Origin of the sequence: Calidithermus chliarophilus DSM 9957, assembly GCF_000430045.1 — a bacterium.
In the GTDB taxonomy this organism is placed as follows: Bacteria; Deinococcota; Deinococci; order Deinococcales; family Thermaceae; genus Calidithermus; species Calidithermus chliarophilus.
In genome coordinates, this window is sequence record NZ_KE387023.1 from 2,789,890 (window position 1) to 2,804,472 (window position 14,583).

General features: G+C 66.5%; 14 protein-coding genes and 1 pseudogene. 9 read left to right on the forward strand and 6 right to left on the reverse strand.

Annotated elements, in window-relative coordinates; genetic code table 11:
• From MEICH_RS0113440 to MEICH_RS0113455, 4 genes and pseudogenes are all read right to left on the reverse strand, one after another.
• A pseudogene (locus tag MEICH_RS0113440) lies at positions 1–480 on the reverse strand (TolC family protein); the annotation flags it as partial.
• Complete coding sequence (locus MEICH_RS0113445) at positions 477–914, reverse strand: MarR family winged helix-turn-helix transcriptional regulator (protein ID WP_036218560.1); 438 nt, start codon at positions 912–914, stop codon at positions 477–479. The pseudogene MEICH_RS0113440 and the gene MEICH_RS0113445, both read right to left, overlap by 4 nt.
• Positions 915–1,248: 334 nt before the next feature.
• Positions 1,249–1,512, reverse strand: coding sequence for a winged helix-turn-helix domain-containing protein (locus tag MEICH_RS0113450; protein WP_027893069.1), 264 nt, complete (start codon positions 1,510–1,512; stop codon positions 1,249–1,251).
• 93 nt (positions 1,513–1,605) lie between these two features.
• Positions 1,606–2,844, reverse strand: coding sequence for an aminopeptidase (locus MEICH_RS0113455; protein ID WP_027893070.1), 1,239 nt, complete (start codon positions 2,842–2,844; stop codon positions 1,606–1,608).
• Between the two features lie 328 nt (positions 2,845–3,172).
• Between MEICH_RS0113455 and trpB the strand changes: the two genes are divergently transcribed.
• From trpB to MEICH_RS0113480, 4 genes are all read left to right on the forward strand, one after another.
• Positions 3,173–4,423, forward strand: a complete 1,251-nt coding sequence (gene trpB / locus MEICH_RS0113465; protein WP_027893071.1) for a tryptophan synthase subunit beta — start codon at positions 3,173–3,175, stop codon at positions 4,421–4,423.
• Positions 4,423–5,205, forward strand: a complete 783-nt coding sequence (gene trpA, locus MEICH_RS0113470; RefSeq protein WP_027893072.1) for a tryptophan synthase subunit alpha — start codon at positions 4,423–4,425, stop codon at positions 5,203–5,205. Before trpB ends, trpA begins: the two co-directional genes overlap by 1 nt.
• 313 nt (positions 5,206–5,518) lie before the next feature.
• On the forward strand, positions 5,519–6,385 hold the full coding sequence (locus MEICH_RS0113475) for a DNA-methyltransferase (protein ID WP_027893073.1): 867 nt from the start codon (positions 5,519–5,521) through the stop codon (positions 6,383–6,385).
• On the forward strand, positions 6,348–7,202 hold the full coding sequence (locus MEICH_RS0113480) for an MBL fold metallo-hydrolase (RefSeq protein ID WP_027893074.1): 855 nt from the start codon (positions 6,348–6,350) through the stop codon (positions 7,200–7,202). The genes MEICH_RS0113475 and MEICH_RS0113480 overlap by 38 nt, the downstream gene beginning before the upstream one ends.
• 73 nt (positions 7,203–7,275) lie before the next feature.
• Here the strand turns inward: MEICH_RS0113480 and MEICH_RS0113485 are convergent, their stop codons facing one another.
• Complete coding sequence (locus MEICH_RS0113485) at positions 7,276–7,824, reverse strand: Rad52/Rad22 family DNA repair protein (RefSeq protein WP_051304151.1); 549 nt, start codon at positions 7,822–7,824, stop codon at positions 7,276–7,278.
• A 268-nt stretch (positions 7,825–8,092) separates the two neighbouring features.
• Here MEICH_RS0113485 and MEICH_RS0113490 point away from each other — a divergent pair, with 268 nt between their 5' ends.
• The 5 genes from MEICH_RS0113490 to MEICH_RS0113510 all read left to right on the forward strand — a co-directional run bounded on the left by MEICH_RS0113490 (position 8,093) and on the right by MEICH_RS0113510 (position 13,970).
• The gene (locus MEICH_RS0113490; protein WP_084542357.1) at positions 8,093–9,028 is read left to right on the forward strand and encodes a carbohydrate ABC transporter permease; all 936 of its coding nucleotides are present in this window, start codon (positions 8,093–8,095) and stop codon (positions 9,026–9,028) included.
• A 10-nt stretch (positions 9,029–9,038) separates the two neighbouring features.
• Complete coding sequence (locus MEICH_RS0113495) at positions 9,039–9,944, forward strand: carbohydrate ABC transporter permease (RefSeq protein ID WP_027893077.1); 906 nt, start codon at positions 9,039–9,041, stop codon at positions 9,942–9,944.
• 130 nt (positions 9,945–10,074) lie between these two features.
• Positions 10,075–11,391 (forward strand): ABC transporter substrate-binding protein, encoded by a 1,317-nt coding sequence (locus MEICH_RS0113500; protein ID WP_027893078.1) that lies wholly within the window; start codon positions 10,075–10,077, stop codon positions 11,389–11,391.
• 149 nt (positions 11,392–11,540) lie between these two features.
• On the forward strand, positions 11,541–12,890 hold the full coding sequence (gene melA / locus MEICH_RS0113505; RefSeq protein ID WP_027893079.1) for an alpha-glucosidase/alpha-galactosidase: 1,350 nt from the start codon (positions 11,541–11,543) through the stop codon (positions 12,888–12,890).
• Positions 12,891–12,908: 18 nt separating this feature from the next.
• A complete protein-coding gene (locus MEICH_RS0113510) occupies positions 12,909–13,970 on the forward strand; it encodes a LacI family DNA-binding transcriptional regulator (RefSeq protein ID WP_027893080.1) in 1,062 nt (353 codons plus the stop codon).
• Between the two features lie 424 nt (positions 13,971–14,394).
• Here MEICH_RS0113510 and MEICH_RS29385 read toward each other — a convergent pair.
• The coding region (locus tag MEICH_RS29385; protein WP_027893081.1) for a hotdog family protein at positions 14,395–14,583 on the reverse strand (189 nt) is incomplete at its 5' end.

The following is a 14,583-nucleotide window of genomic DNA, read 5'->3' on the forward strand; positions in this document are numbered from 1 at the left end:
GCTGCCCTGGGCCAGCCTGAGGCCGCTCTGGGCCACGCCCACCGCGCCCTCGGCCAGCTTGCGCCGGTAGGCCGCCTCGAGCGCCTGCGCCTCGAGCTGGGCGCGGGCCTGGCGGTAGCCGATCTTGGCCTGCTCGAGGCCGATGCGCGCTTGGGTCAGGTTGTCGGCCACGTCCCCGAAGGGGAAGGGCGTGAGCGTCAGGCTCAGGCTGAGCGAGCGGGCGTCGGACGGGGGGGTGTAGCAGGCGGGGCGGGGGTCGCCCGGCTGGCAGTCGGCGGGCGGGGGCGCGTAGCCCAGGGAGACGAGCCCGCCCTGCCCCTGGAGCGCGACGGGGCTCTCCAGCGCCCGCACGTTGGCCTCGGCCGCCAGCACGCCGTAGTAGGCCTGGCGCAGGCTGGGGTGCTGCTCGAGCGGCGCGAAGAAGCCCTGCGCCCCCGCCAGCCCGCCCAGCAGCACGATCCACCCCAGGTGCCGCCTCACGGGGCCTCCTCCAGCCCGCCCAGCATCTTCTGGTACACCGCGATCAGCGTCTCGATCTCCCCCTCGCTGAGCTGCCGGTAGCGCGGCAGCGTGACCTCGCGCCAGCGCCGGTTGAGCTCGCCGAGCTGCTCCTCCCCCTGCGCCGTGAGGGTCAGCCGGATCCGCCGGCGGTCACTGGCCTCGATCTCGCGCCGGATCAGGCCCCGGTCCTCGAGGCTGTTGAGAAGCTGCGACACGCCGGGCGGGGAGGCCTCGAGCACCTCCGCCAGCGCCCCAGGCTGCTCGACCCCCGAACGGATAAGGTTGAGCGCCAAGCACTGCATCGGCGAAAAACCCAGCGGCTCATAGGCCCGCTGTGCGTCCTGGCGCATCCGCCACAACACCTGCAGTGCGAGGGCCTCGAGCTCGTCGAGCCGGGGAGCGGAATGATTCATACGTATGAAAAGTTAGCCCTTCTTATGGGTCGGGTGTGTAGGGCATGGCACAGATTGGGAAATTGGTAACGAGGGGGTTGGGGGGATGTCGAGGGTCGATGGCTGATAGCCGAACGCGGGTCGTACGTCTTACGTCGTACGCAAGACGCAAAACGCAAGACGCCAAACGCCAAACGCCAAACGCCAAACGCAAAACGCCGGTTGTACGTCTTACGTCTTACGCCCTGGCCCTCGACCCTCGACAAACCACGAGCTGACGGCGGACCGCTGATAGCAGACGGCTGACAGCGAACCAAAAACACGGCCCCTAAGGGCCGTGCCTGTAAGCCTCGAGCTAATCCGCTGCCGACTCCTGGAGGGATTCCTCGAGATCGAAGCCGAGATCCCTGGGGCGCAGGGCGTAGTAGCCGGGGGAGACGCGCTCGAAGGGGGAGTAGGCCCAGCGGACGCTGGCGGTGAGTTTTTGGAGGACGTTGTCAGGCAGGCTCTCGGTTTCTTTCCAGAGCCCCTTTTCCACGATGCGCCGGGTGATTTCCCGGTGGTAAAGCGGTCCCTCCGCTTCCCGTAGCACGATCTCGATGGCCTGAACGAGAGTCATAACCCGAGATTGAGGGTAGCAAGCCGCGGAGCAAATCCCTGCGGCAAATAACCCGCGTTCAGACGAGCGAGTGCAAATTGTGTGTTTACCTGCTCAGCTCACCCACTCGCCGGCGCGCATCAGCGGCTCGGCGGTCCCGTCCTGGGCGATGCCGTCTACGTCAACCTCGCCCGAGCCGATCATCCAGTCGATGTGGATGAGGCTCGAGTTGGCCCCGCGCGCCGCCAGTTCCTCCTCGCTGAGCTTGTCGCCGTCGATCATGCACTCGGTGTAGGCCTGCCCCAGCGCGATGTGGCTGGCCGCGTTCTCGTCGAAGAGGGTGTTGTAGAAGAGGATGCCGCTCTGGGAGATGGGGGAGGAGTGGGGCACGAGCGCGACCTCGCCCAGGCTGCTGGCGCCGGGGTCGGTCTGCAGCACCTGCCGCAGGATCTCCTCGCCCTGCTCGGCGGTGGCCTCCACGATCTTGCCCCCCTCGAAGCGCACCCGGATGCCGTCGAGCAGGCTGCCCTGGTAGGAGAGGGGCTTGCTCGAGCTCACGTACCCCTCGATGCGGTCCTTGTGCGGCGTGGTGAAGACCTCCTCGGTGGGGATGTTGGGGTTGCAGACCACGCCGTTCTTGGCGCGGCCGCTGCCCCCGGACCACAGGTGCCCGTCGGCCAGGCCCACCCGCAGGTCGGTGCCGGGGCCGCGGAAGTGCAGCGCGGCGTAGCGGCGCTCGTTGAGGAAGTCCACGCGCTCCTTGAGCCGCCGGTTGTGGGCCTCCCAGGCGGCCACGGGGTCGTCCTGGTCCACCCTCGAGGCCTGGAAGATGGCCTCCCACAGCTTGGCGACAGCTACCTCCTCGGGGTCGCCGGGGAAGACCATCTGAGCCCAGGAGGGGGTGGCGTAGGAGACGATGGTCCAGTTGATGTGGAAGCTGGTGATGAGCTCGAGCGCGGGCCGCATCGCCAACGACTGGGCCTTGCTCGAGCGCGCCACGTGGTCGGGGTTTTGCCCCTTGAGCAGCCCCGGGTTTTGCCCGCTGATCGCCAGCCGGGCCGCGCCGCTGCGGTAGGCCTCGGCCATGGCGTCGTAGAACCACACCGGGGCCTTGTCGAAGCTCTCGGGCCGGGCGTGCTGGAAGCGGGCGAGCGTGGCGGCGTCGTCGGAGAAGAGGGTCGTTACCAGCGAGGCCCCCGCCTTGTAGGCGTGCTCGGTGATCTTGCGGGTGAGCTCGAGCGCCTCGACGGGGGCGGTCATGACGAGCTCCTGCCCGGGCTGCAGGTTGAGGCCGATCTTTACCGCCACCTGCGCCAAGCGGTCGAGCTTGTTGGCGAAATCGTTGTTGCTCATGCCCCAACACTCTACCCGAAGCTTGACGGCCCCCTGTAAGGGCCGCTACCCTGGGGGCAGCATGAAGGGCCCCCGCCCCCGCACCCCCCGCAGCTTCAAGTGGCACCACCAGAAGTGGAGGCTCTGCCCCCACGCCCAACGCTGAACGCCGGGCGCGGGTCGTACTCCTGGGTCGTACGTCTTACGCCGTACGCAAGACGCCAGACGCGAAACGTAAAGCACCCAAAGCAATAACCCCGAACCGATGGCGTCTGGTCGTCGGCGTTGGGCTTTTGGCCATCGGCTATCAGCTATCAGCTATCAGCTATCGACCTTTAACGAGGTGCCCATGCAGCTACCCAGCTACCCCCTGCCCGACCCTCGAGGCCGCTACGGCGACTTCGGCGGGCGCTACGTCCCCGAGACCCTGATCCCCGCGCTCGAGGAGCTCACCGCCGCCTACGAGCACTTCAAGCACGACCCCGACTACCTGGGGGAGTACGAGTGCTACCTGCGCGAGTACGTGGGCCGCCCCTCGCCGCTGTACTTCGCCGAGAACCTCACCCGCCACCTCGGCGGGGCGAAGATCTACCTCAAGCGCGAGGACCTCAACCACACCGGGGCCCACAAGATCAACAACACCCTGGGCCAGGCGCTGCTTTGCAAGCGCATGGGCAAGAAGCGGGTCATCGCCGAGACCGGCGCGGGCCAGCACGGGGTCTCGGTGGCGACGGTCGCGGCGCTGATGGGCCTGGAGTGCGTGGTCTACCAGGGCGCCGAGGACGTGCGCCGCCAGGCGCTCAACGTGTTTCGCATGCAGCTTTTGGGGGCCGAGGTGCGGGCGGTGGAGAGCGGCACCCGCACCCTCAAGGACGCCACCAACGAGGCCATCCGCGACTGGGTGACCAACGTGCGCGACTCCTTCTACATCATCGGCTCGGTGGTGGGGCCGCACCCCTACCCGGCCATGGCCCGCGACTTCCAGAGCGTCGTGGGCGAGGAGGTCAAGCAGCAGTTGCTCGTCAAGGAGGGCCGTCCGAACCCCGACGCGGTGATCGCCTGCGTGGGCGGCGGCTCCAACGCCATCGGGGTGTTCGCGCCCTTCGCCTACCAGCAGCCGCGCCCCCGCCTGATCGGGGTCGAGGCCGCGGGGCACGGCCAGGCCTCGGGCCTGCACTCCCTCTCCATCGGCGCGGGCCGCAAGGGCGTGCTGCACGGCTCGATGATGTACCTGCTCTACGACGACGACGGCCAGATCCAGCCGGCCCACTCGGTCTCGGCGGGCCTGGACTACCCCGGCGTGGGGCCGGAGCACTCCTACTACGCCGAGCAGGGCCTCGCCGAGTACGTGGGCATCACCGACGACGAGGCCCTCGAGGGCTTCAAGCTGCTCTCGCGCCTGGAGGGCATCCTGCCCGCGCTCGAGAGCGCCCACGCCATCGCCTACGCCGCCAAGCTGGCCCCCGAGATGGACCCCGAGCAGGTCATCGTCATCAACCTCTCGGGCCGGGGCGACAAGGACGTGGTGGAGGTGATGCGGGTGCTGGAGGAGCGTCGAGGGCCCAGTGCCGAGGGCCGAGGACCACAGGAGGTGGCCTGATGACCACCCGTGAAGCCTTCGAACGCGCTGCTTACGAGGGCCGCGCCGCGCTGATCCCCTACGTGATGGCCGGCTACCCCGACGCGCAGGGGGCGCTCGAGACCGTGCGCCGCGTGCTGCCCTACGCCGACCTGCTCGAGATCGGCCTGCCCTACTCCGACCCCCTGGGCGACGGCCCGGTGATCCAGCGGGCCTCCGAACGGGCCCTGCGCCAGGGCACCCGCCTGAAGGACGTGCTCGAGTTCGTGCGCCAGGTGCGCTCCCTCACCGACAAGCCGCTGTTCATCATGACCTACATCAACCCGGTGATCGCCACCGGCCCCCGCCGCTTCTTCGAGGCCTTCAAGGCCGCCGGGGCCACCGGCCTCATCCTCCCCGACCTCCCCCCCGACGAAGACCCCGAGCTGGTGGCGCTCGCCCACGGGGTGGGCCTCGAGACCACCTTCCTGCTGGCCCCCACCTCCACCGACGCCCGCATCGCCACCGTCGCGCCCCACTGCACGGGTTTCGTGTACACGGTCTCGGTGGCCGGCGTGACGGGCGCACGCGACAAGCTGCCCGATGGCTTACCCGAACTCGTCCAGCGCATCAAACAGCACACCGCCGCGCCCGTAGCCATCGGCTTCGGCATCTCCAACCAGACCACCGCCCGCCAAGCCGCCCAGGCCGCCGACGGCGCGGTGATCGCCAGCGCCCTCATCCGCGCCCACGAGGAAGGGCGGCCGCTCGAGCCCGTCCTGGAAGAGGTGCGGCAGGGGCTTTTCAGGCAGGTGAGTGTCTGAAGCGGAGGTAGGAGGAAGGGTTTAGGGAGGCTTGTAGCTAGTGACCTGTAGCTCGTGGTAGACGGCGGTAAGCTTACCGCCGTCAGCGGTCAGCCATCAGCTCGTGGTTTGTCGAGGGGCGAGGGCCAGGGCGTAGGACGTAAGACGTAAGACGTAAGACGTAAGACGTAAGACGTACAACCGGCGTTTTGCGTAGGACGTACGACGTAGGACGTACGACCCGTGCCCGGCATTGGGCGTTCGGCTATCGGCTATCAGCTATCGACCATCGACCCTCGACGCCTTCCAATCTCCACCCAGTACAATCCAAACCATGAAGCGCATCGTCCGGGCGGAGTGCCTGAGCTACATCCAGACCCTCCCGGACGGCTCTTTCCCCCTCATCTACCTCGACCCGCCCTTCAACACCGGCAAGGTGCAAAAGCGCAACCGCATGCGGGTGGTGCAGGACGAGGGCGGCTCGCGCAACGGCTTCGGCGGCAGGAAGTACCGTGCCGAGCCGCTCGAGTCCCCCGTCTACCTCGACGCCTTCGACGACTTCTTGGCCTTCCTCGAGCCCCGGCTGCGCCAGGCCTACCGCCTGCTGACCCCCACCGGCTCGCTCTTCGTCCACCTCGACTACCGCGAGGTGCACTACGTCAAGGTGTTGCTCGACGGCATCTTTGGCCGCCGGAGCTTCATCAACGAGATCGTCTGGGCCTACGACTACGGGGGCCGCTCGCGCCGGCGCTGGCCTGCCAAGCACGACACCCTGCTGTGGTACGCCCGCGACCCCGAGGCCTACACCTTCAACTACGAGGCCATCGACCGCATCCCCTACATGACGCCCCGCATGGTCGGCCCCGAGAAGGCGGCCCGCGGCAAGACCCCCACCGACGTGTGGTGGCAGACCATCGTGCCCACGACCAGCCGGGAAAAAACCGGCTACCCCACGCAGAAACCCCTGAAGCTGCTCGAGCGCGTCGTCAAGGTGCACTCCAACCCCGGCGACGTCGTGCTCGACTTCTTCGCGGGCTCAGGCACCACCGGCGAGGCGGCGGCCCGGCACGGGCGGGGCTTCGTGCTGGTGGACCAGAACCCCGCGGCCGTCGAGGTCATGCGCCGTAGACTCGCCGCGTACGAGCCTGAGATAATCGAGCTCGATGCGACCCCCGCTCCGCCTGAAGCTCGGCGCGCTTGACCTCTTCGTGCTCAACGACGGCGACATCTGGCTCGACGGGGGCTCGACCTTCGGGGTGGTGCCCAGGGTGGTCTGGACCCGCCTCACCGAGCCCGACGAGCAAAACCGCATCCGCCTGAGCATGAACCCCTTGCTGGTGCGGGTCGCCGGTCAATGGGTGCTGGTCGAGACCGGCATCGACCGCAAGCCCGGCCCCAAGCACCGCGACCTCTACAAGCTCGGCGACGAAAGCCCGGTGCTCGCCCAGCTCGCCACGCTCGGCGTCGCCCCCGAGGACATTTCCTGGGTCATCAACACCCACCTGCACTTCGACCACGCCGGCCTCAACACCCGCTGGCAGGGGGGCCGCCTGCTCCCCACCTTCCCCAACGCCCGCTACGTCGTGCAGCGGCAGGAGCTCGAGGAAGCCACCCACCCCCACGAGCGCAGCCGCGCCAGCTACCTCCCCCAGAACATCGAGCCCGTGCTCGAGGCCGGCCTCTTCGAGGTCGTGGAAGGGGAGACCGAGCTGTTGGAGGGCCTGCGCCTGGTCCCGGTCCCCGGCCACACCCTGGGCATGCAGGCGGTGGAGCTCGAGTCGGGCGGCCAGCGCCTGGCCTTCACCGCCGACCTGATCCCCACCCTCATGCAGACCCCGCTGCCCTACATCATGGCCTTCGACCTCTACCCCATGACCACGCTCGAGACCCGCAAGCGCATGTACGCGCGCTGGCTCGAGGGCGATTACCTGCTGGTCTTCACCCACGAGCCGGGACATCCGCTGGGGAAGCTGGTGCTCGGGGATAAGGGCTACCGGGCTGAACTCGTTCACCCTTAGCCCTGGCTCACCCAACTGCGAGGGCGCCCCCGAGGGGGCGCCCTACAGTGCTTTTGGGATATTGTGATCGGCTTTACGCCGCCTTGCGCACGTCCGAACCGTCCGGCGCCAGGGTGATCACCTCGGGCAGGCGGCGACCGGCGGCGATGGCGGCGGGCAGGCCCTCCAGGCGCTTGAGCACCTCGAAGGGGACGTATTTGTGCTCGCCGGTGACGAAGACGCGGGGGTAGTTGTAGAGCTCTCGCCCCACGCCCCACTGGGTCGCGGCGCGCTTCATGGCCCCGCTGATGCCGCCCTTGACGGGCTCGAGGTCGCTCGCCCCGGCCCCGTCCCACTTCCACACCCACTCGCCGCTCTCGGTGCGCACGCCGATGCCGCACAGCCAGGCCACCTCGCCGTCGCCCAGGCTCACCTCCTTGAGCTGGTTCTGCCAGCCCAGGGGGCCAAAGGCCCGGTCGAAGCGCGACATCACGGCACGGCTGTCGATGTAGGGGGCGATCATGGTCTTGCCGTTCTTGTTCACCTGCACTTTCCACTCGATCTCGCTGGCGGTCAGGGGGGCGGTGAGGGCCTCGAGGCCCTTGAGCTCCTTGGGTTCTTTGGTCCTTTCTGTCTTAGGCATAATCACGGGCTTATTTTAGCATGACCGCGAATTCCTGGACTGAGCACCGCGTCACGTGACATCGTCCCGGTGAGCAGGGGGGCGGTCTTCTGATATAAATACAGAATCTCAAGTGGTATTTCATGGCCGAGGGGGATTAATCCTAGTCTGGAAGCCCATTTTTGGCGGCCTTATTGACAGCGCAAGGCATTTGGGCTACTTTATTGACACGCGTTAGTAACACGAGTTAGTTCGCTGTAGTAAGTGTGCGGCTGTTCAGGAGGTGACCGTGGAGCAGGTCCCGGAGACTGGAGCGGTGCAAAGGCCTGGGAGGGTGGCCTCGAGTTGGCGGCGGGCGTTCAACCGCGAGGCGCTTACGGGTTGGCTCTTCATCCTCCCGGCGTTGGTGGGCTTCGTGCTCTTTTACCTATTGCCTTCGGTCCGGGCCTTCTCCATCAGTTTCACCGACTGGAACCTCCTGCGCCCGCCCCGGCCGGTGGGGTTAGAGAACTACGAGGCCTTGCTGGCCGACCCCAACTTCTGGCACGCCCTGAAGGTCACCGGGCTGTACGTGCTCTTCAACATCCCCCTGCAGACGGTGCTCGCGCTCCTGCTTGCGGTGCTGATGGACCGCCTGGTGCGCTCGATCTTCGTGCGGGCGGTGGTCATCCTGCCCTACCTGCTGTCGAACGTGGTGGTGGCGATGATCTTCCTGTGGCTGCTCCACCCCATCCTGGGCTACGTCAACGTGTTCCTGGGCCTCCTAGGGCTCGAGCGCCAGCCCTTCTTCGGCTCCCCCGACCAGGCCCTGGCGACGGTGGCCGGGGTCAACATCTGGCGGCACATGGGCTTCACGGCGCTGTTGTTCTACGCCGGGCTGCAGTCCATCCCGCGCTCGCTCTACGAGGCTGCCGCCATCGACGGGGCCGGCGAGTGGCGCATGTTCTGGCGTATCACCCTGCCCCTGCTGCGCCCGGTGACGGTCTTCGTGCTCGTCACCAGCGTCATCGGCTCCTTCCAGATCTTCGACACCGTGGCGGTGGCTACCGGGGGCGGCCCTAGCTACGCGACCCGGGTGATCGTCTGGTACATCTACGAGAACGCCTTCCAGTTTTTCAAGATGGGCTACGCCTCGGCCATGTCGATGGTGCTGTTCCTGATCCTGGTGGCGTTCACCCTCGTCCAGATGCGGGTGTTCCGGGCCAACCAGTCGGACCTGTCGTAGGAGGGTGGGCATGCATTCCGGCACGACCTACACACGCGAGGTACAACGGCTGACCCCCGGGCGGGTCCTGGCCTGGGCACTGCTGGCGGCGCTGATCTTCGTCACGCTCTTCCCGTTGTGGATCGTGGTGAAGACCGCGATCACCCACCCCAAGGAACTCTTCGAGCAGGCCACCGTGCTGTTCCCCACCGACCCCACCCTCCTCAACTTCCGGCGGGCACTGGGGATGGTGAGCCTCGAGGAGAACCTGGCGGTGGGCGGCGTGGCCAACATCAACTTCCTCACCGCCATGCGCAACTCGGTGCTGTTCACCCTCACTATCGTCGTTTTCCAGACCTTCTTCAGCGCCATGGCCGCCTACGCCTTCGCCCGGCTGCGCTTCCCCGGGCGCGACGTGATCTTCTTCCTCTTCCTGGCCGCGACCATGATCCCGGGCGCGGTGCTGTTCATCCCCAACTTCATCCTGATCAAGAACCTGGGCTGGCTCAACACCTTCCAGGGGATGGTGGCGCCCTTCGTGCTGATGACGCCCTTCGCGGTGTTCTTCCTCCGGCAGTTCTTCCTGGCGGTGCCCAAGGAACTCGAGGAGGCCGCCTACCTCGACGGGGCCACGCCCTTCTACATCTTCTGGCGCATCATCCTGCCCATCAGCAAAACCCCGCTGGTCACGCTGGGCATCCTCACCACCATCAACACCTGGAACGAGTTCTTCTGGCCCTGGATCGTCAGCAAGGACAACAGCCTCCAAGTGCTCACCGTCGCGCTCAAGATGTTCCAGTCCCAGACGCCGCAGGGTTCACCCGACTGGACAGGGCTGATGGCCGCGACCTTCCTGGCCATCGTCCCGGTGTTCATCCTGCTGGTGGTGTTGGGGCGGCAGGTGGTGGAGTCGCTGCAGTTCAGCGGTCTGAAATAGCCTTCTTCCTTCGCGTTTTGGGAAAGCTCGAGCTAACCGAAAGGGGTGAGGTAGACAGTCGGCGGGAGAGCCAGGGTTTGAAGGTTTTCGGGTATCGGCAACAGGAATCTCTAGAACAGCAGGAGGGACTATGCACCACGTGTTTCGCAGGACGGCCATCGCGGCGGTCGCGGCTTTAGCCGCCCAGGCTTTCGCCCAGACCGAGATCACCTACTGGCTGTGGGACTCCAACCAGCAGCCGGCGTACCAGGCCTGCGCCAACGCCTTCCAGCAGCAGAACCCCGACATCAAGGTGAGCATCGTGCAGAAGGGTTGGGACGACTACTGGACCGGGCTCACCACGGGCTTCGTCGCCGGCACCGCTCCCGACGTCTTCACCAACCACCTGGCTAAATATCCGGAGTTCGCCAGCAACGGCCAGATCGTGGACATTGCCCCGCTGATCAAGCGCGACGGGGTCAAGACCGACCTCTATTACCCTGGGCTCTACGAGCTGTGGGGCCGCGGCGGCAAGCAGTACGGCCTGCCCAAGGACTGGGACACCATCGCCATCGTCTACAACAAGAAGCTTCTGAAGGAAGCCGGGATCAGCGAGGCCACCCTCCGCACCTGGACCTGGAACCCCAAGGACGGGGGCACCTTCGAGCGGGTGGTCGCTCAGCTCAGCAAGGACAAGAACGGCAACAACGGGCTCTCCAAGAACTTCGACCCCAAGAACGTCGTGCAGTACGGCTTCGTCACCAACGGCTCCGGCGGCGGTTACGGCCAGACCGAGTGGAGCTGGCTGGCGGTGTCCAACGGCTTCAAGTTCAACGACGGCCCCTGGGACACCAAGTACTACTACGACAGCCCCAAGCTGGCCGAGACCATCCAGTGGCTGGCCGACCTCAGCCTCAAGAAAGGCTACGCCGTCCCCACCTCCGACGTGAGCCGCCTAGGGTCTGAAGCGCTGTTCACCTCGGGCAAGGTGGCGATGCTGCCTCACGGCTCGTGGATGATCAAGTGGTTCAAGGACAACGCCAAGTTCGACGTGGGCTTCGCCCTGCTGCCAACAGGCCCCAACGGGCGCAAGAGCATGTTCAACGGCTTGGCCGACTCCATCTGGACGGGCAGCAAGAAGCAGGAGCAGGCCTGGAAGTGGGTCAAGTTCCTGGGCTCACCCGCCTGCCAGAACATCGTCGGCTCCTACGGCGTGGTCTTCCCGGCGATCAAGTCGGGCGTGGACGCCGCGCTGCAGGTGTACAAGAAGAACGGCCTGGACGTGACCGCCTTCACCACCATCGCCAACACCAAGGGCGCCACCTTTTTGTTCCCCATCACCGACTACGCCTCCGAGATCACCAGCATCATGAACGCCGCGATGGATTCGGTCTTCCTGGGCAAGGCCAGGGCTGCCGACGCGCTCAAGGACGCCAACGCCAAGGTCAACGCGGTCTTTAAGCGATAGCCGGTGAACGTGGCCCTCGAGGTGCTTGCAAACTCCTTCCCAGGCGCCTCGAGGGCCCGCGCGATGGTCAATAGTCGATGGTCGCGCCTGGCGCGTTGAACCTGAGGCAACTCGCGGCAACTTCGCAAAAGCCCAAGGAGACGAAACCTATGCCTAAAATCACTTTTATCGGCGCGGGGAGCACGGTTTTCGCCAAGAACCTCATGGGCGACATCCTGAGCTTTCCCGAACTTTCCGAATCCACCCTGGTGCTCCACGACATCAACCCCGAGCGCCTGAAAACCTCGGAGATCGTGGCCCACCGGCTGGCCCAGAGCCTAGGCGTGAAGCCCCGCATCGTCGCCACCACCGACCGCCAAAGGGCGCTCGAGGGCGCCGACTACGCGATCAACATGGTCCAGGTCGGCGGGTACAGGCCCGCCACCGTCATCGACTTCGAGATCCCCAAGAAGTACGGCCTTCGCCAGACCATCGCCGACACCCTGGGCATCGGCGGGATCATGCGGGCGCTGCGTACCGTACCGGTGCTGCTGGAGATGGCCCGCGACATGGAGCGGCTGTGCCCGGACGTGCTGCACCTCAACTACGTCAACCCCATGGCCATGAACACCTGGGCCCTGCTCAGGGCCACGCGCGTCAAGACCGTGGGGCTGTGCCACAGCGTGCAGGGCACTGCCGAGCAGCTCGCCCATGACATCGGGGTGCCGGTGGAGGAGATCAATTACCTCTGCGCCGGGATCAACCACATGGCCTTCTACCTCAAGTTCGAGCGCGACGGGGAAGACCTCTACCCGCGCATCCGGGAGTACCTCGAGAGCGGGCAGTCCCCCCAGCGGCCGGTGGAAGGCGCCCCCATGGCCGACAAGGTGCGCTACGAGATGTTCCGCCGCCTGGGCTACTTCGTCACCGAGTCCAGCGAACACTTCAGCGAGTACACCCCCTACTTCATCAAGCGGGACCGCCCCGACCTCATCGAGAAGTTCGGCATCCCCCTCGACGAGTACATCCGCCGCTGCGAGGTGCAGATCGCGGGCTGGGAGCACCTGCGGGCCGAGCTCGAGCACAGCACCCAGCCCCTCCCCGTCCACCGCAGCCACGAGTACGGCTCGCTGATCATCCACAGCCAGGAGACCGGCACCCCGCGCGTCGTCTACGGCAACGTGCTCAACCACGGCCTCATCGACAACCTGCCGCAGGGCTGCTGCGTGGAAGTGCCCTGCCTGGTGGACAAGAACGGCGTCCAGCCTACCCGCATCGGCAGCCTGCCGCCGCACCTGGCCGCCCTCATGCGCACCAACGTGGGCGTGCAGGAGCTCACCGTCGAGGCCATCCTCACCGGCAAGCGCGAGCACGTCTACCACGCGGCGATGCTCGACCCCCACACCGCCGCCGAGCTTGACCTCGAGCAGATCTGGAACCTGGTCGACGAGCTGCTCGAGGCCCACGGGGAGTGGATCCCTGAGCCGTTGCGCCGAGGGTCGAGTATCCTGGTCCCCTAGGAGGGACGGGAAAGGGGCATGCCCACACGCAAGCCGCGGGTGACCAGCCAGCAAGTAGCCAAGCACGCCGGCGTCTCCAGGACTACGGTCTCCTTCGTGCTCAACAACGTCCCGGGCGTCGTCATCAGCCCGGAGACGCGCCTGCGGGTCCTGCGCGCGGCCAAGGAGCTGGGCTACGTGCCCAACGCCGCCGCGCGCACGCTGGTGAGCGGCCAGACCGGCACCATCGCCCTGGTCATCCCGCACGCCGAGCACCTCAAGGTGGACGCGTTCCTCCCGCAACTCCTCTACAGCCTCAACGAGGTCAGCTACCGCCACGGGTACCGGGTGCTGCTCGAGCCGGTCGAGGACGCCGCCAAACCCGGTGCCTACCTCGAGCTCGTCTACGGCAAGCGCATCGACGGGCTGATCGTGGTCAACGCGCGCACCCAGGACGACCCCCACCTGCTCGAGCTCGCCCAGATCGGCTTCCCGCTGGTCCTCATGGGTGCCCGGCTCGCGACCCACGAGGAGATCTACTCGGTGGACACCGACAACCGCACCGCCGCCCGGCACGCGGTGGATCACCTCCTGCGCCTGGGCTACCGGCGCATCGCCCACATCGCCTACGCCCCGCCGGAATACCACGCGGCCAACCTGCGCCTGCAGGGGTACACGGAGGCTCTCGAGGCGGCCGGGCTCGAGGCCGACCCCGCCCTGGTGGCCTACGGCAACTACAGTGCCGAGAGCGGCTACGAAGCCATGCTCACGCTGCTAGAGAGAAAACCCTACCCCAGGGCGCTCTTCGCCGGCAACGACACCATCGCCCTGGGGGCGATGGCCGCCATCCACGAGAAGGGCCTCAGGATCCCCGACGACGTCGCGGTGGTGGGGTACGACGACATCCCCACCGCGGCCTATGCCGTCCCGCCGCTTACCACCGTGCGCACGCAGGCCGTACTCCACGGCAGCGTTGCGGCCGAGATGCTGATGAAGCTGATGCACGGCAAAACCCCACAGGAGCGGCACGTGGTCCTGGAAACCCCGCTGGTGATCCGCCAGTCCTGCGGGGCTAAAGCCGCGAAGGCCGAAGAAGCCTGAGCGCTTGCATCTGGCCCACTGCCCCGCTCTCCCACCGGGTCCGACGGGGCCATGGGGCATCAGCGACTTCCGCAGAAAGCCTGATTGACCGAACCCTCCCCACTGGCAGGGAGGGTTCGGGAGGGGTGATACCAGATTCGGTTAGTTCGGCGCCGGATGGCGGCGGTTTCCCCCCTCGAGGGACGGGGCCATGGGGCATCAGCGACTTCCGCAGAAAGTCTGATTGACCGAACCCTCCCCACTGGCAGGGAGGGTTCGGGAGGGGTGATACCAGATTCGGTTAGTTCGGCGCCGGATGGCGGCGAACTAACCCGACCGAAGGGAGTGCTCTGGGATTCGAAAAGATAGCTGCCTGAGTCTTGGTGCAAGGATGGCTATCTTTTTGAACCCCGTATAACCCCAGACTTCTGCCAGGACAGGGCTTTCAGGCCTGCGCCTGGGCCTCGCCCCGGCGCTCCACCAGGGTCAGGATGTCGTACAGTGCCACGGTCTTGCCCTCCTGGTTGGTGATCTCCACCGCCCAGGTCACCACCCCCGTCAGGCGCTCGCCGGGCTTGGGGTCTTTCTTGGTCTTGTTCTTCACCGTCAGGCGGGCCTGGATGGTGTCGCCGAT

Excerpts from the sequence above, each read along its gene's own strand:
- MEICH_RS0113510 (WP_027893080.1), top strand. The coding sequence starts at position 12,909 with ATGCCCACACGCAAGCCGCGGGTGACCAGCCAGCAAGTAGCCAAGCAC.
- trpA (WP_027893072.1), top strand. The coding sequence starts at position 4,423 with ATGACCACCCGTGAAGCCTTCGAACGCGCTGCTTACGAGGGCCGCGCC.
- MEICH_RS0113485 (WP_051304151.1), bottom strand. The coding sequence starts at position 7,824 with ATGCCTAAGACAGAAAGGACCAAAGAACCCAAGGAGCTCAAGGGCCTC.
- MEICH_RS0113450 (WP_027893069.1), bottom strand. The coding sequence starts at position 1,512 with ATGACTCTCGTTCAGGCCATCGAGATCGTGCTACGGGAAGCGGAGGGA.
- MEICH_RS0113475 (WP_027893073.1), top strand. The coding sequence starts at position 5,519 with ATGAAGCGCATCGTCCGGGCGGAGTGCCTGAGCTACATCCAGACCCTC.
- MEICH_RS0113445 (WP_036218560.1), bottom strand. The coding sequence starts at position 914 with ATGAATCATTCCGCTCCCCGGCTCGACGAGCTCGAGGCCCTCGCACTG.
- melA (WP_027893079.1), top strand. The coding sequence starts at position 11,541 with ATGCCTAAAATCACTTTTATCGGCGCGGGGAGCACGGTTTTCGCCAAG.
- MEICH_RS0113480 (WP_027893074.1), top strand. The coding sequence starts at position 6,348 with ATGCGACCCCCGCTCCGCCTGAAGCTCGGCGCGCTTGACCTCTTCGTG.
- trpB (WP_027893071.1), top strand. The coding sequence starts at position 3,173 with ATGCAGCTACCCAGCTACCCCCTGCCCGACCCTCGAGGCCGCTACGGC.
- MEICH_RS0113495 (WP_027893077.1), top strand. The coding sequence starts at position 9,039 with ATGCATTCCGGCACGACCTACACACGCGAGGTACAACGGCTGACCCCC.
- MEICH_RS0113500 (WP_027893078.1), top strand. The coding sequence starts at position 10,075 with ATGCACCACGTGTTTCGCAGGACGGCCATCGCGGCGGTCGCGGCTTTA.
- MEICH_RS0113455 (WP_027893070.1), bottom strand. The coding sequence starts at position 2,844 with ATGAGCAACAACGATTTCGCCAACAAGCTCGACCGCTTGGCGCAGGTG.